36 protein-coding genes are annotated in these 26,860 nt (G+C 44.9%); 1 reads left to right on the top strand and 35 read right to left on the bottom strand.

All coding sequences use genetic code 11. From position 1 onward, the window contains the following. Positions 1 to 12: 12 nt before the first annotated feature. From K401_RS31820 to K401_RS32840, 20 genes are all read right to left on the bottom strand, one after another. Positions 13 to 4,083 (bottom strand): hypothetical protein, encoded by a 4,071-nt coding sequence (locus tag K401_RS31820; protein ID WP_024292859.1) that lies wholly within the window; start codon positions 4,081 to 4,083, stop codon positions 13 to 15. Between the two features lie 34 nt (positions 4,084 to 4,117). Next, entirely contained in the window at positions 4,118 to 4,513 is a 396-nt protein-coding gene (locus K401_RS0110245) for a Gp15 family bacteriophage protein (protein ID WP_051464020.1), read from the bottom strand. Beyond that, entirely contained in the window at positions 4,446 to 4,793 is a 348-nt protein-coding gene (locus K401_RS0110240; RefSeq protein ID WP_024292857.1) for a hypothetical protein, read from the bottom strand. Before K401_RS0110240 ends, K401_RS0110245 begins: the two co-directional genes overlap by 68 nt. 13 nt (positions 4,794 to 4,806) lie before the next feature. Next, entirely contained in the window at positions 4,807 to 5,268 is a 462-nt protein-coding gene (locus tag K401_RS0110235; RefSeq protein ID WP_024292856.1) for a phage tail tube protein, read from the bottom strand. Between the two features lie 4 nt (positions 5,269 to 5,272). Next, the gene (locus tag K401_RS0110230) at positions 5,273 to 5,662 is read right to left on the bottom strand and encodes a minor capsid protein (protein WP_024292855.1); all 390 of its coding nucleotides are present in this window, start codon (positions 5,660 to 5,662) and stop codon (positions 5,273 to 5,275) included. Continuing rightward, positions 5,659 to 6,036: a hypothetical protein gene (locus K401_RS0110225; RefSeq protein WP_024292854.1), complete on the bottom strand. Its 378-nt coding sequence runs from the start codon at positions 6,034 to 6,036 to the stop codon at positions 5,659 to 5,661. The genes K401_RS0110230 and K401_RS0110225 overlap by 4 nt, the downstream gene beginning before the upstream one ends. Further along, positions 6,036 to 6,377, bottom strand: a complete 342-nt coding sequence (locus tag K401_RS0110220; protein WP_024292853.1) for a hypothetical protein — start codon at positions 6,375 to 6,377, stop codon at positions 6,036 to 6,038. The genes K401_RS0110225 and K401_RS0110220 overlap by 1 nt, the downstream gene beginning before the upstream one ends. A 4-nt stretch (positions 6,378 to 6,381) precedes the next feature. Then, complete coding sequence (locus K401_RS0110215) at positions 6,382 to 6,768, bottom strand: head-tail connector protein (RefSeq protein WP_024292852.1); 387 nt, start codon at positions 6,766 to 6,768, stop codon at positions 6,382 to 6,384. A 1-nt stretch (position 6,769) separates the two neighbouring features. Further along, on the bottom strand, positions 6,770 to 7,015 hold the full coding sequence (locus tag K401_RS0110210; protein WP_024292851.1) for a hypothetical protein: 246 nt from the start codon (positions 7,013 to 7,015) through the stop codon (positions 6,770 to 6,772). A gap of 2 nt (positions 7,016 to 7,017) precedes the next feature. After that, a complete protein-coding gene (locus K401_RS0110205; RefSeq protein ID WP_024292850.1) occupies positions 7,018 to 7,911 on the bottom strand; it encodes a hypothetical protein in 894 nt (297 codons plus the stop codon). 13 nt (positions 7,912 to 7,924) lie between these two features. Next, positions 7,925 to 8,566, bottom strand: coding sequence for a hypothetical protein (locus K401_RS0110200; protein ID WP_024292849.1), 642 nt, complete (start codon positions 8,564 to 8,566; stop codon positions 7,925 to 7,927). A 329-nt stretch (positions 8,567 to 8,895) separates the two neighbouring features. Further along, complete coding sequence (locus K401_RS0110190; protein ID WP_024292848.1) at positions 8,896 to 9,087, bottom strand: hypothetical protein; 192 nt, start codon at positions 9,085 to 9,087, stop codon at positions 8,896 to 8,898. A gap of 1 nt (position 9,088) precedes the next feature. Beyond that, the gene (locus K401_RS0110185; RefSeq protein ID WP_242842301.1) at positions 9,089 to 10,453 is read right to left on the bottom strand and encodes a phage minor capsid protein; all 1,365 of its coding nucleotides are present in this window, start codon (positions 10,451 to 10,453) and stop codon (positions 9,089 to 9,091) included. Positions 10,454 to 10,781: 328 nt separating this feature from the next. After that, a complete protein-coding gene (locus K401_RS0110180) occupies positions 10,782 to 12,305 on the bottom strand; it encodes a phage portal protein (RefSeq protein ID WP_024292846.1) in 1,524 nt (507 codons plus the stop codon). Further along, the gene (locus tag K401_RS31170; RefSeq protein WP_330363145.1) at positions 12,302 to 13,546 is read right to left on the bottom strand and encodes a terminase large subunit domain-containing protein; all 1,245 of its coding nucleotides are present in this window, start codon (positions 13,544 to 13,546) and stop codon (positions 12,302 to 12,304) included. The genes K401_RS0110180 and K401_RS31170 overlap by 4 nt, the downstream gene beginning before the upstream one ends. Before the next feature lie 133 nt (positions 13,547 to 13,679). Beyond that, on the bottom strand, positions 13,680 to 14,192 hold the full coding sequence (locus tag K401_RS0110170) for a terminase small subunit (RefSeq protein ID WP_024292845.1): 513 nt from the start codon (positions 14,190 to 14,192) through the stop codon (positions 13,680 to 13,682). 91 nt (positions 14,193 to 14,283) lie between these two features. After that, positions 14,284 to 14,637 carry a hypothetical protein gene (locus K401_RS0110165; RefSeq protein WP_024292844.1) on the bottom strand — a complete coding sequence of 118 codons (354 nt, stop codon included), beginning with the start codon at positions 14,635 to 14,637 and terminating at the stop codon, positions 14,284 to 14,286. Between the two features lie 242 nt (positions 14,638 to 14,879). After that, positions 14,880 to 15,410 (bottom strand): hypothetical protein, encoded by a 531-nt coding sequence (locus K401_RS0110160; protein ID WP_156945267.1) that lies wholly within the window; start codon positions 15,408 to 15,410, stop codon positions 14,880 to 14,882. Beyond that, positions 15,368 to 15,619 carry a hypothetical protein gene (locus K401_RS0110155; RefSeq protein ID WP_024292842.1) on the bottom strand — a complete coding sequence of 84 codons (252 nt, stop codon included), beginning with the start codon at positions 15,617 to 15,619 and terminating at the stop codon, positions 15,368 to 15,370. Before K401_RS0110155 ends, K401_RS0110160 begins: the two co-directional genes overlap by 43 nt. Then, the gene (locus K401_RS32840; protein ID WP_156945266.1) at positions 15,609 to 15,809 is read right to left on the bottom strand and encodes a hypothetical protein; all 201 of its coding nucleotides are present in this window, start codon (positions 15,807 to 15,809) and stop codon (positions 15,609 to 15,611) included. The genes K401_RS0110155 and K401_RS32840 overlap by 11 nt, the downstream gene beginning before the upstream one ends. A gap of 146 nt (positions 15,810 to 15,955) precedes the next feature. Here K401_RS32840 and K401_RS0110145 point away from each other — a divergent pair, with 146 nt between their 5' ends. Beyond that, positions 15,956 to 16,177, top strand: coding sequence for a DUF4318 domain-containing protein (locus K401_RS0110145; RefSeq protein WP_024292841.1), 222 nt, complete (start codon positions 15,956 to 15,958; stop codon positions 16,175 to 16,177). A 304-nt stretch (positions 16,178 to 16,481) separates the two neighbouring features. Here K401_RS0110145 and K401_RS0110135 read toward each other — a convergent pair whose 3' ends face one another. The 15 genes from K401_RS0110135 to K401_RS0110060 form a co-directional block, all read right to left on the bottom strand. After that, positions 16,482 to 16,691 carry a hypothetical protein gene (locus tag K401_RS0110135; RefSeq protein WP_024292840.1) on the bottom strand — a complete coding sequence of 70 codons (210 nt, stop codon included), beginning with the start codon at positions 16,689 to 16,691 and terminating at the stop codon, positions 16,482 to 16,484. A 32-nt stretch (positions 16,692 to 16,723) separates the two neighbouring features. Beyond that, entirely contained in the window at positions 16,724 to 17,095 is a 372-nt protein-coding gene (locus tag K401_RS31165) for a hypothetical protein (RefSeq protein WP_024292839.1), read from the bottom strand. Position 17,096: 1 nt separating this feature from the next. Next, entirely contained in the window at positions 17,097 to 17,636 is a 540-nt protein-coding gene (locus K401_RS31815) for an HNH endonuclease signature motif containing protein (protein ID WP_024292838.1), read from the bottom strand. Next, positions 17,636 to 17,872: a hypothetical protein gene (locus K401_RS0110120; protein WP_024292837.1), complete on the bottom strand. Its 237-nt coding sequence runs from the start codon at positions 17,870 to 17,872 to the stop codon at positions 17,636 to 17,638. Before K401_RS0110120 ends, K401_RS31815 begins: the two co-directional genes overlap by 1 nt. Before the next feature lie 11 nt (positions 17,873 to 17,883). Then, positions 17,884 to 20,205, bottom strand: a complete 2,322-nt coding sequence (locus K401_RS31810; RefSeq protein WP_051464019.1) for a hypothetical protein — start codon at positions 20,203 to 20,205, stop codon at positions 17,884 to 17,886. A gap of 19 nt (positions 20,206 to 20,224) precedes the next feature. After that, a complete protein-coding gene (locus tag K401_RS33185) occupies positions 20,225 to 20,389 on the bottom strand; it encodes a hypothetical protein (RefSeq protein WP_166435267.1) in 165 nt (54 codons plus the stop codon). Positions 20,390 to 20,557: 168 nt separating this feature from the next. Next, the gene (locus K401_RS0110100; RefSeq protein WP_024292836.1) at positions 20,558 to 21,097 is read right to left on the bottom strand and encodes a hypothetical protein; all 540 of its coding nucleotides are present in this window, start codon (positions 21,095 to 21,097) and stop codon (positions 20,558 to 20,560) included. A 304-nt stretch (positions 21,098 to 21,401) separates the two neighbouring features. After that, positions 21,402 to 23,288, bottom strand: a complete 1,887-nt coding sequence (locus K401_RS0110095; RefSeq protein ID WP_024292835.1) for a DUF927 domain-containing protein — start codon at positions 23,286 to 23,288, stop codon at positions 21,402 to 21,404. Between the two features lies 1 nt (position 23,289). Beyond that, positions 23,290 to 23,748, bottom strand: a complete 459-nt coding sequence (locus K401_RS0110090; RefSeq protein ID WP_242842300.1) for a CHC2 zinc finger domain-containing protein — start codon at positions 23,746 to 23,748, stop codon at positions 23,290 to 23,292. Between the two features lie 13 nt (positions 23,749 to 23,761). Beyond that, positions 23,762 to 24,280 carry an ERCC4 domain-containing protein gene (locus tag K401_RS0110085; RefSeq protein ID WP_024292833.1) on the bottom strand — a complete coding sequence of 173 codons (519 nt, stop codon included), beginning with the start codon at positions 24,278 to 24,280 and terminating at the stop codon, positions 23,762 to 23,764. 13 nt (positions 24,281 to 24,293) lie between these two features. Beyond that, positions 24,294 to 24,716, bottom strand: coding sequence for a single-stranded DNA-binding protein (locus K401_RS0110080; RefSeq protein WP_024292832.1), 423 nt, complete (start codon positions 24,714 to 24,716; stop codon positions 24,294 to 24,296). Further along, the gene (locus K401_RS0110075) at positions 24,709 to 25,443 is read right to left on the bottom strand and encodes an ERF family protein (protein WP_024292831.1); all 735 of its coding nucleotides are present in this window, start codon (positions 25,441 to 25,443) and stop codon (positions 24,709 to 24,711) included. Before K401_RS0110075 ends, K401_RS0110080 begins: the two co-directional genes overlap by 8 nt. A 12-nt stretch (positions 25,444 to 25,455) precedes the next feature. Beyond that, entirely contained in the window at positions 25,456 to 26,370 is a 915-nt protein-coding gene (locus K401_RS0110070) for a DUF1351 domain-containing protein (RefSeq protein WP_024292830.1), read from the bottom strand. Between the two features lie 130 nt (positions 26,371 to 26,500). Beyond that, positions 26,501 to 26,650 carry a trigger factor gene (locus K401_RS32835; protein WP_156945265.1) on the bottom strand — a complete coding sequence of 50 codons (150 nt, stop codon included), beginning with the start codon at positions 26,648 to 26,650 and terminating at the stop codon, positions 26,501 to 26,503. Further along, the gene (locus K401_RS0110060; protein ID WP_024292829.1) at positions 26,643 to 26,825 is read right to left on the bottom strand and encodes a hypothetical protein; all 183 of its coding nucleotides are present in this window, start codon (positions 26,823 to 26,825) and stop codon (positions 26,643 to 26,645) included. Before K401_RS0110060 ends, K401_RS32835 begins: the two co-directional genes overlap by 8 nt. Positions 26,826 to 26,860: the final 35 nt, after the last annotated feature.

Raw genomic sequence — 26,860 nt, 5'->3', positions numbered from 1 at the left:
TTTACCGCCTCCTTACGTTGTTTTTAATGGGTAACCACTTCTCTTATCCAAATCGGCCAGTTTCTTTTTAATCTCCCTGATATCAATATTTACAGTTAAGTCCATAGCCTCAATCAGTTCTATGATCTTCCTGAGCAGATCCACCATAAGGGACAGGTAGTGATCTGACATGTTCTCGGTCGGCGTGGACATTGCTTGATTTGCCATAGCCTGGACCAGCTCAGCTGTGTCAGAGCTTCGCCCAGAGGTACCAACCAGAGACAGCGGCGGGGTTGCGTTACTGACAACGGTACTCATACTGGACACCAGCGGTGCTATGGCAGATCTCATCCCGCTTTGTACAGCACTGGCAATACCTGCCGTGATCTGCATGTTATTGGCGACCGCAGCCTTACCTCCCCAGCTTCCCACCATTTCGGGATTGCCGTTTTCATTTGCCACAAATAGGCTGCCGGATTTTGGGAAACCACCAGTTGCATGGCCTTTTACTCCAGGACCGCTACTTACATACCCCTTACTGCTTCCCGGCCCGGAAGAATCTTTTTCGTCCTCCTCCTCTTCTGCATCAGCCTTAGCTTTGCTGAATAGATTCTTAGCCCCGCTGACCACCTTATCCCAGGCTTCCCCCACTGCCTTCACGACACCATCTAGCCAGTTTGTGATACTCTTCCACACCTCCTGCATGCCGTCCCAAAGCTTATTCATTACCGCTTTACCGATCTCCAGCATTTCATCAAGTTTGAAAACATCTTTAATCTTCTGCCAGATTTCCCCGAACCAGTCCTTGATGGCGTTCCACTTTTCTTCAATGGTAGACTTTACACTATCCCAGATTTCAGATAGCTTATCTCTGATCGCAGTAAAGATTTCATCGGCCTTGGTCTTAATGCTGTCCCACAGATCGGAGACAAAGGTTTTTATACCATTCCAGATAGATTCCCAGGTCCCTTTTATTGCAGCAAGAACGGTATCTATCACCATTTTTATAGTATTCATCAGAGTTTCAGCCAGCGTCTTCATTGCATTCCAGATGTTGGAGAAAAACTCCTTAATTCCATTCCAGGCTCTTTCCCAGTCTCCTGTAAAGATTCCTGCGATGAAATCAATTAGACCTTTAAGAGCATCAAGAACGTAAGACAAAGTTTCCTTGATTCCTGACCACCATACACCAAAAGCAGCAATCAACCCAGATAGTGCATTTTTTATCACTGGTAGCATCGTATCCATGAACCAGGATGCAAATGGCTTTAGGTAAATATCCAACAAGGAGGTAACCAATTGGATAATTCCATTCACGAATCCCGAAAAAAAGCCTACCAATATCCCTATGACCGTACTGATAGTACCTGATACGGTATTCCACATCTCTAAAAAACCATCAAGGAAGCCCTGAACCAGGAAAACCCCTATTTCAGCAAATACCGTAGAGGGTGAATGAATACCAAAAATTCCCTTCACCACATCAATAATACCAGAGAAGATTTCTTTAATTTTCCCCCATGCCCAATCAGCAAAAGAAGAAATACCGTTAACAAAACCTTCCATCAACATCTGACCAATGGTCGACCAGTCAGTACCGTTTGCTATTTCCCTAAAGATGTTACTCAGACCTTTAAATACATCAGTAATACCTTTGATGATATCCATGATGGTTCCGCCGGTCCAAGATGCCAGTGGTTTTAAAAGGTTGTTCCAAAGCCATTCTCCTAAAGGCATCAATGCGTCCAGAACACTGTTTAGGAACTCAAGGGCCCCAGTAATTGCATCAAGGGCGGCAGGAACAGCCTGCTCCAGTGCCCATTTTCCAAGCGGCTCCAGTATGTTTTTAAATAACCATTCAAGCCCTGATCCTAATTTATCCCCCAGGGGCTTTACAGCGGCAGTAATGCGTTCAAACGCCTTCATAAGGGGACCAAAATCAAGAGTCTTACTCCATTCCGATAGAGACTGGGTAATTCTATCGATTGATCCCAATAGGCCGTCAAACAGATCCATTAGGTTTTGGACCACTGCTGTCCCGGTTCCATCAAGTTCCCATGCCGTCCGGAAGTTATCCCGGATATTCGTAATCACATTGTTGATATTCGTAAATATCTCAAGGATATGACCTATGATGGATTCCCCGGTTCCATTATTCCAAACGGTGCGGAACGATTCCCCAATCGTAAGAATCAGTTCCAGCCAGGAATTTAACCGATCAAAGATGCTCTGCAAAAGAGCCGTCCCTCTCCCGTTTTCATCCCAAGCTTTTTTAAATGCCCCGGCTATATCACCTACAACATTAAAAATCAGCGATACAAGGCGCAAGATGTTATTGCAAAACTGCTCCCCGGTTCCATTTGTCCACACTTCCAGAAAACTGGATCCAATAGACTTAGCCAAACCAATGACGTTTGTAAAGGCATAATTAGCAGCGTCAATTACATTCTTACCCTCTTGATCCCAGGAATCTTTTAAGGGTTTGAATAACTGATTTAGAACGCTTTTTACTTTTTCTGCAACGGAGCCAATCGCATCCATCTGACTTGTATCAATATCAGGAGTGATTATTTCAGGTGTCCCTGCTCCGCCACCGTCGTCAGCGCTGCTATCATCTTTCAGGATATTAAGTTCATCAATCCCAGTACTTACGCCTTGTGCGTCCTTTGCTGCTTTCTTTGCGCTGTTTCCATAAGCCCCCATAGCCGATTTCGCAGCCACAAGGCTCTTTGTGGCTGCTACGCTCCCTGACAGCGTCTTACCGAACAATAGGCTTACAAATGCTGCTACATAGCCAGTGACTCGTGCCAGCGCAGCCATGAGCATATTTAAGGCCGGCATAATAGCCTGCAGAATAGGAGTAAACGCTACATTCAGGTTTGATCGGATCTGTTTCAGAGAATTATTAAATTGATCATTGGCCTTCATGGAATCCATCAAATGTTTACCCATGGAGCGGATTGCGCTTACTACCATGGGGAGAATCAGCCGATAGATCATTAACGTTTTTAGCAGCCTCTGCATTCCGTTTTGTGCACTGGAAGCATTGTTACTACTTTTTCTTAGGGTTCTTCCGAAAAGAGTAATCTGCCCCGCAGCTTTCAGCAGCTTCATTCCTCCATTACCAGCCGTTCGAAATAGGTTACCAAGAGAACTGGTCACCTTTCTTGCCGCTCCAGTAATTCCACCTCCAAGGATTTTAAACAGGTCCGTGATGCCCCTTTTTAAGAAATTCACTCCGTTCAGTGCACTGCCAGTACCGATCAGGGCGAACATCTGATTGATCTGGCCCACAGATGCCATGGCTCTTACTTTAGCAGTATCAATACTGCCAGAAATGTCCTGCAAGCCTGCCACTTTAGGCGCGGCATTTGCCTGGGGAATCTTAACATTGGCCCCCTTAAAGCTTCCAATCCGCTGGCTTTCAACCGCCATTTCATCAATCTTTTTGTTGATGGCATCCCACTGTACTCCCAGATTCTCAATTTTACCCTGCAGATTAATGATATTTCCTTCTGTTTTTACAATCTGCTCCTGGATCTTGGATTTCTTGGATTCGTTAAAGGTGCGATCATAAGAGCCTTTTAAATCTATAAGTTTTTCGTCCAGGACATCAATCTGTTTACCAAGATTATTAATAACTGCTTCGATCTGATCCGCCTGATTTCCCAATATCTCAGAACTGGGATCAACCTTGATTACTGGTAATTTTACAGGCGGTCCTCTCGGCTTTGCAGGGCTAACATTTTTACCGGACAAAGCTGCGTTGTCTACAGAAGAGGCGGAAACATTAACATCAGTAAACCGGGAAAGAGCCTTTTCAATAGCAGCACTTAAGCGTTCTCCCAAACCATCAATTTCAGTTCCGGCTTTTCCAAAGCACTTGTCCAGTGCTGCATTGATCGTGCTGCTAACGTTCTGCATTGTCACCTTTATCTGATTGTCCATATCCTGAAACATTTTTTTAGTGTCAACGCCTACCGTTGCCTTTTCGAGACTTCCTTTCAGTCCGGTGCCGATCTTCTGGGCAGCATCGGATATTTGCCTCCCAATATCGGACTGCACTTCTAAGTCCAAGCCGATTCTTCCTACGCTGTCAGTCATCTTCTCACCTACCTTTCATAGAAAAACGGGCATTCTACCCGAACGCCCGCGCAAATAATTCCTGTATTTCTTTTACCGCTTTTGCTTTTTCCGCTTCCGTCATACCCTCAGTAGGATTATGGCGGCTTCGCCAGCTGTTCCTGATCTCATGCTGCGCTTTAGAAAACTGTTTAAGTACATCTTTGTCCTCTTCGCTTCGAATACTTACAATCTGCCCCAAAGGCGTCTTCGGCATGATCCCGGATAATAACGTGCAAAACTCTTTCCAATCCATATCCTCGGCTTCGACAAGGCGGATATTGTATTGCATAGCAAAGGAGGATTCTATCAGCTCCCAATCTTCAAAAATATCATACCAGGAACTATTTTCTTTTCTTTCCTGCCTGTCTTTCCTCCCCGGCTTCAGCCTCCACCTTTTCCAAATCCTCATTGGCAATCGCTGCCATGATAACATTGACAATAAGGCTCAGATTATCCATGGTTGGATCCTGAGACATGATGTATTCGAAGGCTTCTTCTCCCAGGGTGATCTTGATAATATCATCGATCTTGTCAAATTCATCCTTTTCCCGATCCTCTGTAGAAGCCCGTATAAAAAGCACCGCGCTTTTGCTTGTATTAATCCTGTATTCGTGGTCTGCGTCAATTTTGACTGTAGGCCGTTCCTTTCCGCTCTGTAATCTTGCAACAATGTCATAAGCTCTTGCCATATCTATCTCCTCCTTATTCTCCTGTCTCAGTGCCGTCCCCTGGTGTATAAACTGGCCGCCCGTCTCCGACCATATCGAATTCCAACGGAGCTACGTTGGTGGAATCACCGCCATAAATTGATTTCACATCTAATACGCAATCATAAGCCAGCTTTCCGCCATCTGGAAATTCAACCGTAGCCTTCGTACTACAATCCAGGCCATCTTTCCACGCAACACCTGCCACATAATCATTTCCAGGATCCCCGATATTCCGCTTTCCTTTTAAGCTGACCTTGAATTTCTTGGCGGTCATCAGGGATCTTGCCCAGCCTTTTGTTGTCATAGGAGTCCAATCCTGGACGCCTCCATCGATGCTGATTTCAAAACTTTCCATATCAGCAATTTCACTCATGTCACTTTCTGTACTGGCTTTTCCTTTCGTGCCAATCTTAAATACTAAACCGTAAACTGGAAATACTCCTAAACTTGACATATTATCATCCTTTCTTGTAATAGATCACAAAATTAATTACATATTCATAGATACCTTTACTGTCTGTCCCGACACTCACAGGGGAGTCCGTTCGCATATCAAACAAAAACACTTCTTTATCCCCCACAATCCCAGATTTTCCATATAGATGGTCATATAGCTCTTGCGCTTTTGCTTCCGCGCAAACCGCATCTGCTCCCCAATGGACCAGGATGGATACTGCCCTGGTGTCGTAGGACTTATTTTTTAAGCCGCCTAATGGGACAGGACGGTCAGGCCCCTGTGTGGGATATATTCCGATACACTGTTTATCATTTCCATTGATTTTTCCAATGTACCAGCAGGGACACTCTACTTTGGATTTCAGAAAATCCTTTACCTCTGTCAGCGTCATGTTATCAACCCCTTTGCATTTGCTTTCAGCCGAGCCTTAAAGGCATTTTTAAAGAAATCTTTCTTAGCACCATCAATATATACCTGAAGCCACAGCCCCCCGGCATTCTGGTTTTTATCAGTTCGAAAGTTGTATTCCGGGTGCCAGTAAAGCCGCCTTGCATAAGGAGTATCATAAACAAGTTGATACTTGGATCTTGACTTCTTTTTCATGAAAGAACTGCGCTCCAGCTCACCGGTCTCTTTAGGAACCACCTGACTGCTTACAATATCAGATTTCACAGCAGCAACCGCCTGTTGAATCGATGGCTCAATCGCCTCCTGGATCTCTTTAAGCTTACCTTGATCCAGTTCTACCGTAACATTCACCTTCATTAGACTAGCCTCAGTTCTGTAAAGTTAACCGTTCCGTCCGGATTCCTGACTTTTAGAGCCTGAATAATAGTACGATTTTTAGAAAAGATCGTAGCTTCTCCTCCGCTGATCACAGGCAGGTCGGTATAAATATCGCCGGGGAATAAAGCGATTCCCGATATTTGCACCAACTTCTGATCTGTATCCATGATCATCTTAGCGGAATCCTGATAGTTGCATTTTAAGTCCGGAAGATCTGCAGCCACCAAAGGACCGCCAGTTTCAGACAGTCCTTCTTCATAAAGGATTAATGATATGTCTGTCTTACAGAGCCGCTTCGGTACCAAACATGGATATTTCATAGACTCACCTCGCTAACCGGCAGCACAGGCCCGTCTGGGACAGCTGGGCATACACATCACGCTTCATAGCCACGCCTTTATCCATGAACACATTCCAGGAGCTCCCAAACTGTGCCGACACTCCATTAATGCTGTAGCTGGACAGGATTGTGTTGATTTCGTCCGCATTCTCAAACTCAAAGTCAGCCTGCTGACAGATCACTTCCTGAATGACTTCCTGTTGAAATTCTGACAGAGAAGAAAATCCCCGGCCCACAATGCGATTGTAGGTCAGGGAATCAATGTGCCTGCTGGCTTGCCGAAGGTGCGTTTCCAGGTCTTCTTCCGGTACTATGCTGCCTTTATAGGTTTCTTTGTAATACTCTGGGGTTACATAGGGAACGTAGGGCATATTACTCACCTGCTTTCGCTTTTTCCTTTGCAAGCTTTTCTTTTTCTGCCAGCTGAGCTTTTAATGCGGCGTTCTCCTCTTTCAAAGCAAATACTTCTTTTTCATGCTCTGCGACTGTAATCTTCTTCAGAGGGGAATGCTCTATCAGCTCCCCATCGTCACCATAAATATCATACCCCGTATCAAGGTAACGTTTCTTCTCTGTTTCGGTGATCGTGTACACCTTATTTTCTTTTTTTGCTTTCATGGTTACGCCTCCCTATTGATGATGCAAGCCTGTTTTAACTCCTGATCCAGCGCAAATGTGCCATTAAATCTTCTATTCTGATACATGTAATTGTCTGCAACTCTGGAATCATGCCCCGGAGTGTAAACATTGATGTAAGAGTACTTCACTCTAGAAACCTGCGCTTCCGGATCAACCAGGATATAATTGATCTGCTTTCCGGAGGCATCAGCCACATATCCCTCTGTGAAGTCATAAGTAGTTTTGAATCGCTCCAACGGAACGGTTACAATCTCCCCCAGGTCATCTAAGCCATGTACTCTGCGGTCAATCTTGGTGCTGCCATTGGCTTCCAGGGTTCGCTGCAGCCCTTCCGCATTTTTTAACTCCTTACGGTAAGCTGCTGTACAGTAAAGAATGCATCGGGACAACGGAATGCCTAAGTCTTCAAACTTTTCACAGTTATCATCAAAGTCTGCAAGAATGTTGGCGCGGGTCACTGCATTGGTCCGAATCTCCGCCCCGACTCTCTCGGCTTCGGAATAAATCTTTGAAAATGTGTAACAGTCCAACTCAGGAATTGCCTGTCGTTTCTCAAATCTTGCCTGGATATTGGCAATGGACATGATCTGATTTGTTTCGTCCACGTCCATGGGATCAATGAAAAACTCAATATCTCTATCGTGGTCAAGAGATTTGGTTTCAAAGTTGTTAGAGTAATTCCCGCCGTTAAAACCTAACGTATTCCGATCATGATCCTTATAACCGCTCACTGCAATGCGGGGAATTTTGATATCCTTTGCCCCTATAATCTTGATATCCGGATTACTGTTGTACAGTGCGCTTGATTTTAACTCATGCCCATACATATCAATAATTCTGGTGTGAAACTGTGTAACATAACTTAACACTGCCATAATAAATTTCCTCCTATTTTTTAACTCCAAAAATTTTGTCCAATTCTGCATCAATAGCCGTTGTGGTTCCTCCCTGGCCAGGGGCTCCCACTTGTACAAAGCCAGTAGCCTGCCCGGTCTGGGGTTTTAGAGCAGGCACATCTTCCAGTACTTTTGTTAAAGCGTTTTTCATTGTCTCATCATTGATCTTGCCGTCCTGGCCTATGACTTGAGTCAAGTCAGCCATCTTAAGGGCGTATGGAACTGTTTTTACATCAATACCTAATCCGATCGCTACCATCGTAGCCGCTTTGTCAATTGCTGCCTGCTGAGCAGCAGCCTGCGCCTGTGCAAGCTGTGTTTGCATGGCATTCACATCCGGCTGAGAAGCTGCCTTCTGCTGTTTGAATGCGGCTATAGCCTGACTCATTTCTTCCTGGCTTAGCCCCTGCTGTTTGAGATACCCTTTCAAGACGCTATCCTCAGTAGCAGCTTGTTTCCCTGCTATCGGCTGAGCGATCTTATCGTAATCAATAGCAGGAGCAGCAGTCTGAGTTGTCTGCTGGGCAGTACCGGCTGGTGGTGTCTGGTTTGCACCTGTGGCAGCTCCTCCACCTCCAGATCCGTTCTGTCCTCCATCTGCCTCAAACATAGGTATAAATCTTCCAAGTCTCATAGTTTATAATCTCCTTTCACAGTTAAATGGTGTCTCCATGTGCTGTTTGCACGAACAGTTGATAACAGTGTGTCTCACCGTAGTTTATAGCGCCTTCGGGCATAAAAATAAGACGCATAACCCTGCGCCTCAAAGGAAGATATCCGGATCACCTTACCCTTTCTTATCCTTATCAATGGAATCTAACAGCATCTTTAAAGTTACCAAAATGGTAATGCAAATAATAGCCGTGATCCGCACTCCTGTAGTCATGTAAGATCTCCTTCCTGTTGCGATATCGCAACTTTTAAATATAAAAATACCACCGGTCCTTTTACAGATCAGTGGTATTAAACAGTGTTTATTGTCTCTATGTCTACCGTCTCAAATTCAATCAGCCTTGCATTGCATCGAACAATCAGGCTTTCATTTCCTGATTCATTTTCATCTGGAAAGCAATAGTCTTCAGCAACTCCACTCCAGTGCTTTCCGGAAACATCGACAATATTAACTTCTTTTGAATAAAACTCTTTTAAACTCATGTCAATTCTCCTTCCTTGGCACTACATGCGTCCCTGTTTTTGAATAATGGATTGTTGCCTTTCTTGTTTCCTGCTCTTCTCCCAAAGGATCCACATTAACCCCGATCGGCTTATCTGAAACAACCTTTTCTTTATTATTCCATTCGCCGCTTGGTTTAAACACAGGTTCACCGGTTCCCTGCAGATCATCGACAAGCTTTTGGACCTCCCCGATCTCACCGTACAAGTAACTCCTGCCTTCTATGTACTTATCTGAGCTCTTTATGTGGCGCCCCTGTTTGTCGGCATTAATTTTGGTGTTTACCCTTCCGGAATCAATATATGCTCTTACAATATTACCTGATTTCATTATATCAGTTTTGGCGGCTTTTACAACACTAACTTCTGGATTTTTCTCCGTCAGTCCACGTGTTTTTTCCCGATTTGGTGTCCTCCGTATCTCTGGGTGATGTTCCAGATGTTCTTTCATCATCTTATGCAACTCAAACAGTTTATCATTTGCCAATTTTACTGTAGCCCCTTGTGCTGCCCCCTCAGCTATCCGTTTCCATTTTCGTATCTTTCTTTCGATCGCTCGCTGCATCTGCTCTGCTTCGTAGTTTTCTTTGGCCTTTTTTTCGTCTGGTACAGCAGGAAGCATTGTTACACCCGGAAAATACGTTGCCAGAGTATGGCGGCAGTTAGGGTGTAGCAGGCCTGCTTTCATAGCTTCAGACAAAAGAGGAACCCCTAATTCCTTAGCCTCCTCCGCGGTCCCGTGGCTGAATACATCATCAACCAAAACCCTTCCTTGCCACGGCGCGCACTTAGAACAGGTATTTGCGTGAGCTGATACAAAAACGGTATGAACTCCCCATTGATCCCTTAACTTTCCCTCAGCAAGAAACGTCGCCCGCTGGGAGGCGGTACGCAAAGCCATTTCTGCATAACTGGCGATATTTACCCGCCTGCCTGTTTTATACTCAATACAATTAATTCCGGCATTTAAGAAATCTTTTGTAGCCATATCAATTGCCTGATCTAATGTTTTCGTGCCTGCGGCCATGAACATTCCAGTTTTATAGATGGTCTTCCGGTAAACGTCGTCCATGTATCTCCAGACAGCCCCCTGTACCTTTTGCATGTCCTTAGTAACTTTATCCTTGAGGTCATCTAACTTTTGATCATTATCTTTCCCATTCAGGGTCTTTTCTGCTCCTTCTGGTCGGAAGGCGGCGTTATCAGTGACCTGAGGGGACTGGGGATCCTGATCCTCACGATTCTTTTCGGGAGGTCGGAAGATAATATCTGCCGTCTCCTGCATGGCGTTTACTTTGCCCTCATTAATTCCGAAAAAGTTTTCCTCCGGCTTTGCCGGTATATCCAAGTCCTTTTTGTCCTCCGGGATTGGAATTGGTAGGTTTAATGACCTGCCGGCGGCACTGATCAGCCGTTGTAAGGTATTCTTTGCCTTATCAAAGCTCCCCTGCAATGTGCTATTGACCATATCTTTGATCTCGGAACTATGCTCCTTAATGATCTCCAGATTCTCTTTTCGGAACTTGGAGAGGTTCCGAAGCTTTGACTTTTGCCACATCTCCCACCGGAATCCTTCTTTTTCCTCTTCCTTTTCGTGCCGGGTAAGGTTGCGGTTGAGATTTCGGATGAGATCCAGCTCTATTTCCTCAAAGATTTTCCAAAGGTTGTAAGCATTGTCACTCGGTAATTTCTGTTTCTGGCGCATTGGCTGCACCCTCCATTCCATCATAACCGGCTACATCGGGTTCCTCCGTTTCCATGATCCCCAGCTCAGCTTTTAACCGGCTCACCTCTTCGGCCTTCCATTCCTCATCTTTACTATCTCCCCACATTTCCTCCACCTGGGCCTCAATGCTCATGACGGGGGATCCTGGCCGGGCTTTTGACATTGTTTCCACCTGGCTTTCAAAGGACGGATTGGCATATTCACCAAATGGTATTTCCACCTTCACCTCTTCTAAAGGCTGTTTTAGCAAGATTTGATAGGCATTGATACATGCCGTTATGACTTCCGGCAGTTCTTCCTGCAAAGCCTCCACCACAGCGTTACGGGTGTAGAGAGTGGCCTTCTCCTTCTCTCTTTGGGCCTCTGCATTATCCAGTTTCTTTACATCAATACCTAGTGTACTGGGAGATATGATTCCCTGCAGGCAGAGATCCAAAGCTGTCACATAGCTGGCGAGATAACTTTCATGAGGAATGTCCGGCTGTTCAGTGTTAATCATGTTTTTCCCGTCTTCGCCCATATTGTCATCACCGGAGATAAAACGGTTGTCAAATGGGTTAGGCCTTATCAGCTCACCCGTTTCTGGATTTCTTGGTATGTAAGATTCCGGTATAAAGGTTCTGGCCCTACCGGCCCGCAGTGCGTCCATCCATTGGCTCCAGGCTTCATCAAAAGCATCGAAACTATCCAGCTTCCCATCAAAAATGGATCCGCCCCGGCCTTCGTATTTCGTGCTCTCATATATCTTTAGTGGCACTGCAAGTATGGTACTGCTGTCAAACTGGTAATCAGACAGGTTCTTCGTCTTATCAATAGATTTTAGATCCACCTGACGATCTTCCACAAACAACTCATTCCGTATGTATCCATAGCCGTAATGCTCATACAAGACATAACGCTTTTGTTTTTCTGTGTATGGCGTTTTAAACACCACCTCTTCCAACTCATCGGCATCATAGACTAACTCTACCCGTTCCCCTGGATACCATTGAAGGATAGGAAATTTACTTTTCTTTGTGTTGAATGTTACTTTCCAAGCTCCATCACCGACATATAATACTTCTTTTAAGCACCCTTCCAGCTTCTTTCGAAAACGGTTCCTTTTCTCTATATCCTTCCACAAGCCAGCCTGCGCCTCGTTATCAAAGTCAAAGTCATTCATATCTGATAATACAATCCCTGTCAAAACACGAACGATTAATCCGGGCAAGCCGGTATGGATCTTTCTCATTTCCATTCCCGGGGTGCACTTGGATGCCCAAAATTTATACTGATCTGCAAACTCAGCGGTCTGCTGGTAAAGCTGCTCCAGTTCATTTCCATCACCGCGGTACCAGATCCGGTTGCGGATGGCGTGAAGCTCAAAATCTAAAGTCTCATGGATCTGAATCGTGGTTCCTCCACTTGGCTGGATATCAAGCCAGCTGCGGATCCCCCTTTTTATATTGTCACCCAATTTCTTTGTCCACCTCATTTCTTTTCTTCCTCCTCAAATCCTATCAAATTTCGGTATGGGATCCACCCATACTGGCTGGCGTTGATTGTATGATCGTTGCGGTCCTCCGGTTCGTCCTTATCTTCCTGCCAAGAATACCGGTCCAGCTCTCCCATGTGCTCTGTGCAAGTATCTACAACCAGATAGCAGCCCTGTGTGATCCAGCCCAGCATGAAATTGATACGATCCAGGATCGTCACTTTCTTGTAAGAATCGTGGAAGTTATACAGGCAGCCTTTGAGCCGCTTATATTTCTTAAGCTCCGTGATTGTTGCCTGATCCGCACAATCAATAAACACATCTTTTGCAAGTCCCCATTCTTTTCGGTTCCTTTCCAGGAAATCCAGGAACTTCAAAACCGTGTCCGATGGAGCCAGCGGAACTGATAGATCGGCATTACTATACACCTTCTCATCAAGGATAATCACCCTACGGTCCGTTGTGATGGCCTGGAAGATCATTGCAATGGTATCAGGGCTTTTACTGGAATAAGAGGTATCCAGGGCAGCCGAAAACTTCTTGACCTTTATCTTTCCGGATTCGATCTGCTGTTTTACCCAGGCTTTGCTGACCACATGCTTTTTACGGTCAAAATTCGGGAAAATCAGTCCGGTTGCTTTCCCTCTCAGGCCCTGGATCTTGTTTTTCCAGATCTTTGTACCTTTTGGAGTATTTGATATAATCCGATCCAGCTTCTCCTTGGACAGGCCCAGATTATGGGTAAAAGAAAAGAACCAGTGCACCCAGCCGGGCTTTGGTTCTTCTCTTAATTCTTCCAGTATTTCTTTCGGCGTTTCATCCTCCCATTCAGGAAGTGGCCGGGAGCAGTTTATATACTCCTTATAGACCGGGAGATTGGGATCATCAGGATTAAGCGTACCCATCAGGTAATCGCAACGCATGGCGGACTCTCTTACAAACTCAATATCCGCTGTGTTGATCTCGTCAATATAAAGACAGCCGTACTGGCCGCCCAGGGCCTTCTGCCATTTCTTCTTGTCCCCGTATCCCATTACATAGATGATCTTATCGCCACCGGAAGTATGGAAAAGAATGTGGGGGATCTTATCATCTTTGGTTCCGTTGCCGTTGTATTCAGACAGAACTCCAAAATCATCTATGATTCCCAGATCCTTATTGATGATATTCTTCTCAGCAGTTCCGGTATCCTTTGCAGCAATGATGTGCAGCTTCTTAGGGCTCTCTGCCACCTTAAGCATGAACTTAAAAAGGCCGACCGTAGTCTTGCCCGCAGCCGTAGTTAAGTTCCCTCAAGGAATTCTACGGGAGCATCGCATTTTAGAAATGCTTTGTATTTTTCAGATAACAATAATCTTTCAGAACTCATGAGGATTAATCACCTCCCTGCATCTGCTTAATCAGGTCATCAAGCTTCGTTTTCTCAGTCTCCAGGGTGCCAGACACTTCCAGTTTATCCTTAAACATGCCCAGGTGCCTGCCGATCAGTTCCAGGGCCTTTCCCTTATCATTCAGTTTAATTTCTATCCCGTTGGCACCTTCCTTAATGCCAGCAATGGCTCCAAGCTTATCTGGGGGCATATCTTCCGTTTGTTTAACTTTTACATAGGGACCTTCAATTGTCACATAATCAGTGACATTTGCAAAACCGATCTTTGCTAACTCCTTTAAAACCATGTCCTGAGTGATCTCAGTACGCTTCTCCCGGTCTTTCATTCGTTTCTGGATATAATCCTCAACCTTAACATTTCTTAACAATCTGGCCCCTGCAGCTGCGGCCGACTCATCATTCTTGACCTTTGGATATGCCAGCTTGTAAGCCCTGGTGGCATTAAGATCAATCAGGTATTCATCTGCAAATATTTTCTGTTTGGCTGTTAATGCCATCAGGTTCACCTCACCTTCCAATCTGGCTGTTTTTTACATTAAAAAAGAGACGGGGTTGAGCCGCCTCTGTGTTCTTTCTCAACATGTACACTCAAATATAACTTTCTCTAACAAGGACTTCAACTTCGCATATGTGAATCAATTCTTCTGGTATACCAGACTGCCTTAAGCAATCATGAAACGTTTCTACCACTTCCTCATCTGCTAAAGCAACTACATTTTGAAGGTTTGTGATACATGATTCATTAATATCGCCACAAGAGTTAACAGCTTCCTCTATTATTCCACTTGCAACATATGCAACTTCATTAGCACACTGCAAGACTATTAATTCATTTTCCCCATCAACATCAGGAATAGTGAAATTCACAATCGCTTCATACAACTTGGTTCCTTCTGGCTCGTTATAATTTAGCCTCCATATCTTAATTTCAAAGCTTGACATGATAGTCTCCTACATTAAATCTATAATTCAATATATGAGTTATTTGCTAAGATGTAGATAAAAGAAAACACCCATCGACCAAATTTCGACAGGCGTTTTCATAAAGGAGAAAATCAGGAATCAATCAGCTGCCAAGCTGTTACACCCGGCGGCCGCAGGGGGAGGTTTTCCTAATGGATTCATCTGTTTACAGATTTCTCAGTTTAAATAATATCACTAAAAAACCGCCGTAACCGCCGTTTTCAATCTTTTTCCAAAAATCTATCATGCTTCTGCCGGCAGCTACTATCCGTATAGCACCGCATCTTCCCCCTATAGATCTGATCTTTATACAAATCATTCATTCTATGCGCCACCTGCACCCAGTTTAAGCCTTCCACATAATACAGTGTCATGATGTTCCTGATCTCCATCTTATCAACCCCGGCTATGTATTTCTCCACCTGATTGATCAGCTCCAGAAGTTCCTGCTCCTCGTCCATCAGGATAGCGTAGCTCTTTTCATAGGCCCTGGCAGCTTTCTGGGATTCAGGAACTGGATACCCAATGATCACCGCTGTTCCCAGAGGCTTCTTGCCTCTCTTCCCCTTGGTCACGGTATCCGCCACTACATACCCCCGTTCCCTTAGCCTGTCCAGATGATCCTCCTTCTTCTGCAGCTGCTCCCGAAGAAGCTTCACCCGGGCCAGCGCATCGGAATATTCAATCAAAATGTCTTTATCTATTTCAGTCACCTCCCTGCTGTCAATATCCTTTCTGTTACCTCGTCCCATTCCTCAGCCCACTTCATAGCCGCCGCAGTCTTTTCATTCGCCAGTCCCACCTCCTTGAAGGTGTACCGGTCTTTATAGATCAGGCCGTCCCTTGCATAATTACAAATAACACCCGGGGCCGTCCCCAACTTCTCCGCAAGCTCCTTGGCTATCCCCGTATCTATTGGCGCGCCATAGCTACAAAGGGCATATATCTTTTTAGGTTTCAAGCTGCACCTTCTTTCGCTTTGGTGGCTTCCGTAACGCCGGATCCGGACAAAGGCTTGTATATGTATAAGCCGGATGTGTTGCAGAGAAGGTCTTGGCAGGAGGCGCCTTCATAGCAATGGCTGCCTCTACCGTGGTTATCCTCTGCGCTTGGACGTATTGTATCCGGCGTTCTTTTGGTGATTTTCTCAATCCACCATCCCTTTCTTCATTTTCTTATACCAATTTCCCGATACCAGGAATATGGTTAATCATGCAAATTCTAACTTTACTATTTAATTTATTTTCATGCTTTTGTATAATCAATATGTGAGAATAATTCACTGAAAGGAGCTTTTATGTTTAAAAAAGGTTTTCATATTGATTTAGAAGAGTCGTTAACATATCCATCTGCAAAAGTAATGTGTTCATGCATAGAAAAGTATGCAAAATCAACTGGAGAGAAACTAGTTTTTATAAATACACAAAAGCCTATAACTTTTCACCTTAATGATATACCTTATATTGCTGAAGTTTCTATGATTCGTGGCGGGTACTATATTCATTGCAAGGAGAATTAGTGGTATTACTATTCATTCAACGGAATTATTCTCACAAATAAATTCTAATTCGTAAACAATCTTAATGAATGGCCTGCTATCTTTTTAAAATTTGTTATAATATAATTGTATTAAAGAAAATTTCAGGAGGCCTCCCATGTTCAGTATTTTAACTTTTATTGTTCCAATACTTGAAATATTTAAGTATGTTGTTTACGTTATGGTTTTTCTGTGCTGTATCAAGTATCTAAAGGAATAATATCCTTTCTCCCTCCGGCCCCTGCACTGCCAGTCAGGCCGGAATGTTATGTAATGCCGGATCGTATTACCCTCTACAAATTTTAAACGCATCTTCCAAACTTCTCACCCTAAGTGGCGTACCCATCATGAAGAAACCGCCTATTTCTGTTACCTCTTTACCTGTAAAGTATGCTATAAACTGGTCGGGCCAATCTGCATCATAAATTTTCCGCACTCCTTCGGCATCTGCATATAAAAACCTGATAAATGGTATTTTTTCTATTTGCTGATCCATAGTACTTACCTCCTGCTTTGCTCCGTCAAATTCTATTTTTCCAGGATCATCTGCTCCGCCGGTTCAATCCCCACAATACGCTCCGCCAATCCCTTTGCCACTTCCCATGGAGCCATTGGTTTGTCCATTTCATAAAAATAACCATGGATCGAAACCACCAACGCATTGTACCAATCACCCTTCTTCATGAATTCAGCTCTGACCACTTCCGCAGCTGCCTGAAGCTGATCGGTTGCGTTGTATGTATTTAGGATATTGCATAAAAATTGACCCATCTCACAACCGCCGCAGATATCGTCCAGTTCCTCCCGATCGCTGATCTCCCTGGGAAACCGGCATAGGTGATCACATACATGCTCTACCATGGGAGTAATGATCTTTACCATTTCATTCTGTTCTGCCATACTATCTCCTCTTTGCCTCCGCTATCGCGCTTATCAACTCTGCAATACAGGCCCCTGCCCTGGTACAATCTGCATCTTGGTATCTAAGTCCTTTTCTATTCATTATCAGATTAACCTTTCGATCAACCAGCATTAAATTTTCCATATCTGAATTAAGAGTATTTCCGTCCAAAAATATAACTACCTTTCCTCTTGGCATCTCACCATAATTTTTCTCCCACTCCACAATATGCTTCGGTCTCCACTTATTCGGTTCAGCTACTTTCACATAAGCATATTTATTTCCGTTACTGGAACTGCGCCTTATTTGTTCCGATCCCAGGGGCTTGCTTACGTGGGGGCGGCAGATTATCCTTTTCAAATAGGATTCTTTTCGGCCTGTTTGGATTTTTCGCCGGACTAAGAAATAATGTATTTGCTCAGAATCTACTGGAGGGTTGAACCTTTCGTTGAAAGCTTCTGCAATCTCCTTGTATCCGTGACCGTAAGCAAACGATGTAATAAACTCTACTTCAGTTTCAGTATATCTTCTCGCTGCCACTATTCCGCCTCCAGGAATTTAGGAACCTTAGCTTCCTTCAAGGGTCCTATCTCACTCTTAAACTGTTCTGCTCTAAGCGCCAGGGCTCCATTGGCAATGATTTGAGAAGCTACTCCCGTGATAGCCCTTGCCCGCTCAATCTCCTGCATCAGGGTCTCTCCCTTCAGTTCCTCGTCTCCAAGTCGTTCTATCTCTGCAAATAAATGATTGTTCAAATCAATCAGTTTATTGTTCATGACCACTCCTCCTATTTCTTTTTCTGAAATTCCTTCAAATATTCCACCAAAGCTGACATATTGCTGCTACACTCATAAAAGGTCCTGGTATCATCTTCTATACAAACACTTTTATTGGGACTCCATTCTGACTTCACACCCAGGAGATAATACTGCTTAGCACCATATTCACAGTCTTTGGTTTCTTTACCACTTTTCCAGGTATGTTTCAGGCTTACCTTCACAACCATGGCGATCTTGTCCGATAAGTCATATCTGTAATACCGCTCCCCGGTTTCTTTCTGGTCAACCCAGATCGGCCATGTGGTATAGTTTTCAATAAACTCCTTACGCTGATCATTGTTTTTCAGGCTGGGAAGTTCTGGCTGTTCCTGCTTAGCTGGTTCCGGTGCTTCCATATCCTCTACCATAGTGGTCAACGCAGCAACAATTATTTTCTGACGCTCAACCATTGGCGGCATCTCTAGTCCTTCGTCCTGATATACCTTTACCCAGTTGTGAAGTTCGGCTTTTTCTTCTTCAAGAATAGATCGGGCAGACAATTCCTGTTCTGGTGGAACTTCCACATATTCCCCGTCGATTACGGTTTCCCGGGGCTCTGGAACGGGTTCTGGCTCTTCTGGGACAGATTCGTGTTTTGGTGTGACAATTTCCGGCTTTTCCGGGACAGGCTCCGGTTCCTCAGAATCCGGATATAAGGCTGCAAGCTCCTGCACAAAGCGGCCGTATTTTAGGTGGAAATCCACCTTGCCGATGTGGAAGTCTATGCCGGCGGTAAAACTGCTGAAATGGAAGCGGTTTCCATCGCAAGCTTGCCCAGAATATCCTGCTGGGGCAAGGAACATCTGTACTGCTTTTGCCCGGTCGGAATTGTTTTTCTGTTCCCTGCATACTCTTAAGACACTGTTTCGTCTTTTCGGGTACTGCTCGGCCCAGAATTTTGTAGCCCAGGCTGCGTCATATTTGGGGATCTCTCCATTACGGCCGGCGGAAGCATTGCATTCCAGCTCACAGCGGCCCTGGTATCTGCATATCCAGCAACAGGAGGATCCGCAGTTGCTTCCATCTCCTGGGACCTCTCTATTTTCGGCCAGGACTGTACAACTGTATCCGTCCCGATGTGGGCAGCTGGTGGGGGTAGAGTTAAAGGTACCTTTTCCCTGGCTCTTCTCCGCCCGCTTTTCCGTCATCTGATCTATGTATGCATCAATTTGTTTCCTGGCAAAGTTTGAAAACTTCTTAAAAAGACAGATGCCCAGGTCTTCATCGCTTCTGTAAAACTCAATAATTTCTGCACACACTGCCGCTTCCACGTCATCATCAATCACTATGCTTCCCTCGCGTGCCTGAAACAGTTTCAGCATGTCAATGATGCTCTCATCAGTGATTCTAATAAATTCACCGTTCCCAAACAACCGCCTTGCATTCTCCTGAACAAACAGCTGGGCTAACATGTTCACATGTCTGTCGGAAGCCCTGGGAAAGTCTGCCATACTGTAGGATTCATCTACTTTCTTTTCATCATCCGGATTATAAAATCCCAGTTGCGGCAGATCCTCCTGCTCTTCTTCTGGCTCCTTGGATTCAAGTTCCGCCTTATTTCCGAAAAAGAAATTATATTCCCGTTCCAGCCTTGTGTTTTCAACGTCAAACGTAACAGCCGCGGGGCGATCGTCTCCTGAACAATTATAAAACACTGTAACAGTCTCACCCTTGACAGCTCTGTACTCATCTCCATAGACCGCAATTTTATATTCTCTTTCTGGTCCTTTATATCCGATTCTTAGATACTCCTTTACCACCTCTGAACGGATCCAGCCATAAGCATCACCTGTGGACTTGCTCTGGTCAAAAAAGTGCCTAATCTCTGGCTCTGAATCCTGATCCTCCTCCGGCTCAGAAGTTGTGACGTCACAACTTTTTTCCAGCTCCTCAGTTTCCTCCGGCTTCCTGATCTGCTTCAGCTTCTTGACCGTCATGCCCGGATCAACTTCCTCCCGCTGTTCTTCTGACATGTAGGCCAGCTCCACCAGCTGATAAGTGCTATATTCAAGATATTGCTTACTGAGAATAGGGGAATTCCCTTCCTCAGACAGCTGCTGATTTACCTTAATGCACTTGGACGCCCAGCCTTTATCCTTGTTATATTTTCCGCGGACATAATCTTCAAAATTCTGATACCCGGCCTCCTCAAACAGTTTGTCATCCCGTATCCTCCGAAGATAATACCCGTTTGCTACATAGGCCCTGGCTGCCGTGATCAGACCACTCTGTATGTATTGCTCTGCCTCCTCCAAAGTCATAGAGGAATTATAATATCTCACTTCATCCATAGCAGCACCTCCCTGCTCTTTATGTTTTACTTTCCTTTCCTGGCATACACTCAAAATGTATATGCAGCTTACTCTTTCTCTTGGTTTGTATGTACACATGCTCCCCTTGGATCTCCTTGCCGCAGATATGGCAGAGATAAGTCTTTTCCTGTTGGGGGGCGCTTGCTTTTCTTTTAGCCGGCATCCTCAATCCTCCTTCAAGGTTTCAAATTGTTCAGGTGTCCAGTGATCCCCTCTTAAGCAGTTTCGACATTCATCTGCTTCCTGGTGGCATTCAATTCCATCGTAAAATTTACACTCAGCACAAGTTCCAGCGCATTTATTACCACATGTATCACATACGATCTCATAATTACTCATTCTTGATTACACACCCTTTCGCAATCCGGTGAACGATCTCTCGCAGCTGTCCAGCATGTTCAAGCACCTGATCCGCATCCTGTTGGCGGAACACTGCATGACTCACCTTTTCCATGATCCCGGATTCCTTAATCGCCGTATTGATCTCCATGTATTTCCCCTTCGCCTGGATCCGCTCAATCTTCAGACCACTAAGCACTATGTCCTGAAGGATTTGTATTGTCATGGATCCAAGCTTTTCCTTTAGCTGCTCATAGGGAACTCTATACTTTGTTGTAAGAAGATCCAGTGAAACATTTTCTTTATTCCGCTTCAATTGCTTAAGCAGGGATTTATACTCATTCAGGTCCACCTCTGTCAGCTCAACAGAATTAAATGGTTTCTCTTCGTAAGCCTGGAATGACATTTCGCACATTTTTATAAACCTGTCCACCTGCTCTTTACTCTCAAATTTAGGATAATGTCCGGGAACCATTCTGATATTGCTCTCCAGAATGCGCTTTTCCGCATATTTTCTCACTTCTTTCGTCATAACATCACCTCAGTAACCGGATTTTAGGTTACAGTAACCCTGTTTTCTATTTGCATAGGTTACCGCTCAAACCCGCACAGAATAAAGGTTTTCTGGCTACGGTAACCCAGTAACCCACTTTTTTAGGTTTCCTTACGCGCGAGACATTTTTATAAAACCTTGTTAAATAATCTACAAAAGTTTTGAAATTATTTTTTTGTATATAGGAGTGTGTTTTTCTGGGTTACTGGGTTACTCACCCCTAAAAACACCCTCAAGCCCGCATAAAACCTAGCTTTTTGCGGTAACCCCTCTTGGGTTACTCTTAATTGAACGGAAGCTCTTCCTGAATACTTTCCGCATCATCTATTCTCACAAAGCCGTCCTTATCCGCATCGTCATTCAGCTTAAGGAATACGCAGCGCACCTTATTTCCCTTAAAGCTCTTTATCTTATCCATCTTTTTTCCACTACTTTCCGCCTGGATCAGCCCCTTGCGATTCGCCCAAGACAGAAAGGAAGTCCTTGAAAATCCTCCGTCTTTACATAGCGCAGTAAATGCAGTGGTATAAATAATGGCATAGCCATTTTCTATCACGCCCCACTTCTCCACATTTTCATTTTGGACATCAAACCGAGCTGGATTCATGGCAATCTTATCCAGAATAAACTGATAGCAGCGTTCATTGTCGGAAAGCTCGTTTCGATCCACCAGAACTTCCCTAGCCTCTTCCAGGCTTATGTATTGTCCATCTTTAAACAAATAATCTGTGACCAGCTTATCCGCCGTCAGGACGATTGACAGAGACAGGCTCTGCTTCTGCATCTTCTCGTCATCGGCCAGAAGCTTTGCAAATTCCTGCTGGATCTCCCTGATCTTCTCAATTCCCAACTCTTTTATAATCTCAATAAACTCCCTGCCTGCATGACCGTAATTTCGCTTAACAAGCTCTGCTGTATAGCCAGGGCTTTCAAAAACACGTTCCCCGCACTCTATTTCAAGAATACGGTTAATGGCTCCGCCCTGGGTCACATAAGAGCTTAAAGGCCTCTCTCCGTTTGTAAGGATGCAGTTCTTCCAATGATTCTCCCGGTTTAGCCCCAGCTCCTTGTTAGAGCGGGTTTTTCCCTTTCCGGAACACAGATCATATACCAATCCCTCAAAGTTATCTTCAATTTTCCGGTTCTTTTTGCTGGAATCGTCCAGGACAAGTGGAAGGTTATTTAACAGGTCGCAGATGGCCTCCAAGCCAACCTCCGTGCCTTTATAGTCCTTTATGTAGGCGCTCTCATCAGGATCGGCCCAGACCGACGCAGCCACCATTAGGGATACTGTTTTACCGCCTTCTGTCTCTCCCCAGAGATCAACAAAATACGGGAGGCCCCCAAGCGGCTGAACCAATACACTGGAAAACGCCGCAGCCAGCATGAATTTAACTTCTATTCTTCCGGCCTTACGCAGGGCTGACACATGATCAAACCACTTTGTCCGGCTTCCATCCTGTCCGATGCTCTCATATATTTGCCGGAAGCGCGCGTCCCCATCAAAGACAATTTCCGTATCATAGGGGAGGAATCCGCCCCGGATCCAGCCCAGCTTCGATGTGGAATACTGCACTGTGATGTGCTCCTCATTGGCATTTTCCACATCAGCCAGATATCTCACCAGATACTTTGCGTTCTCACTGGTAACGGCGATCCCGCGACCCGATAGAGAAACGATCTTATTGGCCGATGTGACCATGGTCTTAGGAACAATGATTTCATCCCACCGGCCGTTCCGTTTATAAGCCAGTTTGATCTGCTCCTCGCCCGTCTCCAGGTTCTTCAGGCGTTCGATCGGGAGGATCGGGTGATAACAGGCCAGGATATCCGTATAGCCTGTTGATGGATTTCTGAGGCAGATCCCGCTTTCCGTAGCGAGCCATTCCTTGCATTGCATATTTTCATAGGGACCTGTGAAATTCGTCCAGTTGTCCAGATAGCAGGGAGTTTTACTCTTCTCCCTCTCTTGGCGCTTCATTTCCTTTTCAACCTTTTTATAGGCCGCCACCATGTCCCTGAATTCTGTTTTTACTTTTAATTCCGTAGCTCTTAAGCCAAGGGAAGCAAGAAGCTCCGCTCGATACAGCTCATCTTCCTGGTCAAAAACTTCTGTTAAAATTGTACTGGATAATATTGTTTCTGCCGTGAGCTCATTCAACGGCACCATGCTACCACCTCGCTTCTATTTCATTTAATTCTGCCTGTACATAGAGCTGATATTGCAAGGCATTGTAACTATCACACCAGACGTCACTGAAAGGCTCTGAATGGTCTATATATGCCCGGAAAATACCTATAAGCATACAGTTAAGCCATTTCTTTCTGCCAAGCCTCTCCCGTTCTTTTTGCAGCATACTCCGGTGTTTCTGGGACCGGTAAACAGTAAGTTTGGAAGAGAATGTCGGCTTTTCATAAGCACCTCCCAGGGCCTGAAAAGCCTCCTTAAAGGAAATATTTTCCATCAGCTGGACAAAAGAAAAAATGTCTCCGTTGGCTCCACAGGCATGGCAGTGGAAGTCCCGGTCATACACCTTTAGAGAAGCCTGCCTGTCGCCCGAATGAAAGGGACATGAAATGAATCCTCTGTGGTTTGGTTGAAAACCGTACCGGGCCACAATGTCCCTCATACTGTATTTCTCCTTAATCTCTTCCACCGTCACCCGGAACACCTCCCAGCAGCTTTATGATCCGTTTTCCTGTCTCTATCCTGTCGCAAAACTCAAACCGGCACTGATATTTTCTCTGTAAGGTGCAAAGGATCTTATACAGCTTTTCCCCGGTGATTGCCTTGGTTGTGATATCTTTCCATTTTCCTGTATCCGGATCCTGTATCCGCTTATGGCGCCGGGGATTATCCCACCAGATCACATCCTCTAGGCGCTCCATGCCCTTCCCATGCTCACACAAGATAATCACATCGATACCGGCTTCATTTGCACGGATCAGCTCATTCCGGAAGCGGTCATGATCCTGACAGACGTTATTGCAGAGCTCCGTCAGATTCTGTTTCCGGTCGATGATCAGCCTGGGATTGTCCAGGTTCATGTAATCCCCGACATACAGCTTAGATACATAGTAATCCACTCTCTGGCAGTCAAACTCTGCCAGGATCTTCTTAATTGCTTTGGCCTTCTCCCGGCTGTCTATCTGTATATTCAATCAATATCACCGCCTAATTAAAGGGAAGTCCTTCATCCCCCACGTCATCAGGAATATGCATGAAACCATCTCCTGCGCTGGAAGGCTCCGGCCTGGAGTCTCCTTGACTGCTCTCAGAAGATCCCTTACTCTCCACAAATTCCACATTGTCCGTGCAGACATCTGTTGTATAAATTTTCTGCCCATCCTGATTCGTATAGGATCCGGTCTGAATGCGCCCGATCAGGCCGATGCGCATACCTTTCCGGAAGTGCTTTTCAATAAATTCTGCGGTCTTGCTAAAAGCAACACAGGAAATAAAATCTGCTTCTTGCTGTCCCTCTTTACGGAAGCGCCGGTCTACTGCAAGAGTAAACCGGGCAACCGTTGTGCCGCCGTCTGAATACCGTACTTCCGGATCCCTGGTGAATCTTCCCACAAGCTGCACATTATTCATGCTTTATATCCTCCTTCTCGTAAAGCTTCAGTTTGTTCATACAGTCCTTGTAATTCTCCAAAGTCATTTCTTCAATCTTTTTAATCTTGTACATGGCCAGGATCTTGTCCATCTTCAGCCCCTTATCACTGTATTTTTCAATCAATGACTTGACAGAAGTAATCATCGGATCTGTAACTTTATCCGATGTCTTTGCTCCGTTCGGAATAGACTCTGCAGCGGGAGGATTGGCTGGACCTTTTCCCTGTCCCGCATTCTTTCCAGAACCACCTGTATTGGAAGAAGAACTCCTTCCTTTTCCGGAAGTTTTGTTGTTTTCTGCTTTGCCCTCATCTGTCCCGCCCTGGTGATCCGCATCCTTCACATCGTCAATGCAGAACAGGCCATTCAGCGCATATTTTCTGGCATAGCTGCTGGTACTCCCTGTAATCTGGGAAGCGTCCATTCCCTTCTTGTCCAGCTCTTCACGGGCGAAAGCTGTATTCTTGATCTCATCACCGGATTCGCAGTCCACAAACCGGGCTGTGGCTTTTATGTAAAACCGCTCTCCCATCTGAACCAGTTCGTCTCCTACGATCAGAACAGCCTTCACCTCTCCAAGAAGCGGCTTTGCCGCCTCTTGGATATCTTCGCAATTCCGGTAATAATATTTACCAAATATGTTGTACTGGCTCTTGGGTGCTTTAAGGCCAGCTTGTACTTGCAGGAGTTTTTCCTGGATATTCATGCAAACACCTCCTTATACATCCTTTCTTTCAAAGTAAAGCCCAAGACTGTTCATGGCCATTTCAAGCTCTGCCAGCTCACACTCCGTCCCAAGCACTGTATAAACTGCTGTACGGGATTCTGGAGCTGTCAGAGGGGCCGCGGCAACTGTATCTACGGAAGTAATTTTCGCTTTCGTGTTTTCCTCGGTTTCCCTGCGAATCCGCTCCTCTTCGGCAACCCTCTGACGTTCCTCTGACTTCACACGCTCAATTTCCGCCTGATATCTGCGCTCCTCTTCTCTCTTAAGGTGCTCCTCCTCCCTTTTGAGAATTTCAGCCTTCTGAATTTCATACCGGTTTATATGTCCCAGAGCATCCGCAAGATTAAGGGTGGACTGAAACTTTCTCAACGCTTCTGGTACAGCTTCTGACTGCATAGCCTCAATAGCCGCTTTTCCTGTCCTGGCATTGGTAATAATCTCTGTCATTTCCTTTGCCAGAGCCTTAAGGCTTGTACTGGCATTGGTCCACTTATCCGACTTGATTTTATACAGCGGAAGGAATTCAATCATGTCTCCGATAGTTTCATTATAGATTCTCTGGATATCGGCCTCACGCTCTGCAATACGTTTATTTTCAAACTCCTCAACTTGTCTAAGTATGTAATCAATAGGGATATCAAGCTTTGCAGACAGAGCCTTGACCTTATCTGCAAACCTTTCATATGGTTCCATCCATAACTTTTTTGTAGTTTTAAGGCTGTCATCTACAGACTTTTTTGTTTTTCTGAGATCGGCTACAGACTTCTTGGCAGCTGCTTTCTGGTCCTCTGTGAAAACAACACCATCGTACTCATGGGTACGTTCTTCTATCCATTTTTCAAAATCTTCAAAGTTTGCTGTGATCTCCGCATTCACCGTTGTTACTTTCAGTTCCATATTGTTCATAATCCACTCCTATCTGGCTTCCGCGAGCCACTTTCTTAGTAATCCTCGATTTATTGATACATTCCTCACACGCTGCTCCATCTGAATCCAGATGCAGGCCGCACATGTCGCATTTATGCCTGTCCATACTTTAATCCTCCAAAAACTCTGCAGCCTCCATCTGGGCCATCTCAGTTAGTACAAAATGATAGATTTCCTTGTCCTCCGGATCCTTCTCATTGTTTTCATAATCAGTCAGTTTTTCCCTGAGAAGAACCCAGAGCTTACGATACTTATTCATGTCCCACCCTTTTTTCCGGCAGCTCAAACCCCAAAATACTGGCAATGTCCTCCTGCGAAATGCTGTAATCACTTTTTATAGTAAAAGATTTCAAGGCTTCAAGCCTCGCTATGGCAGCTTGTCCTTTTGCGTACTCATTCAAAGGAACATATACCATTATTATTTTTTCTTCCATCTTGATTTCCTCCGATAGATTCCCTATAATAGGGA

Source organism: Lacrimispora indolis DSM 755, from assembly GCF_000526995.1.
Classification (GTDB): domain Bacteria; phylum Bacillota; class Clostridia; order Lachnospirales; family Lachnospiraceae; genus Lacrimispora; species Lacrimispora indolis.
Note: the sequence above shows the minus strand (reverse complement) of the source record. Positions and strands in the feature narration are given on the sequence as shown.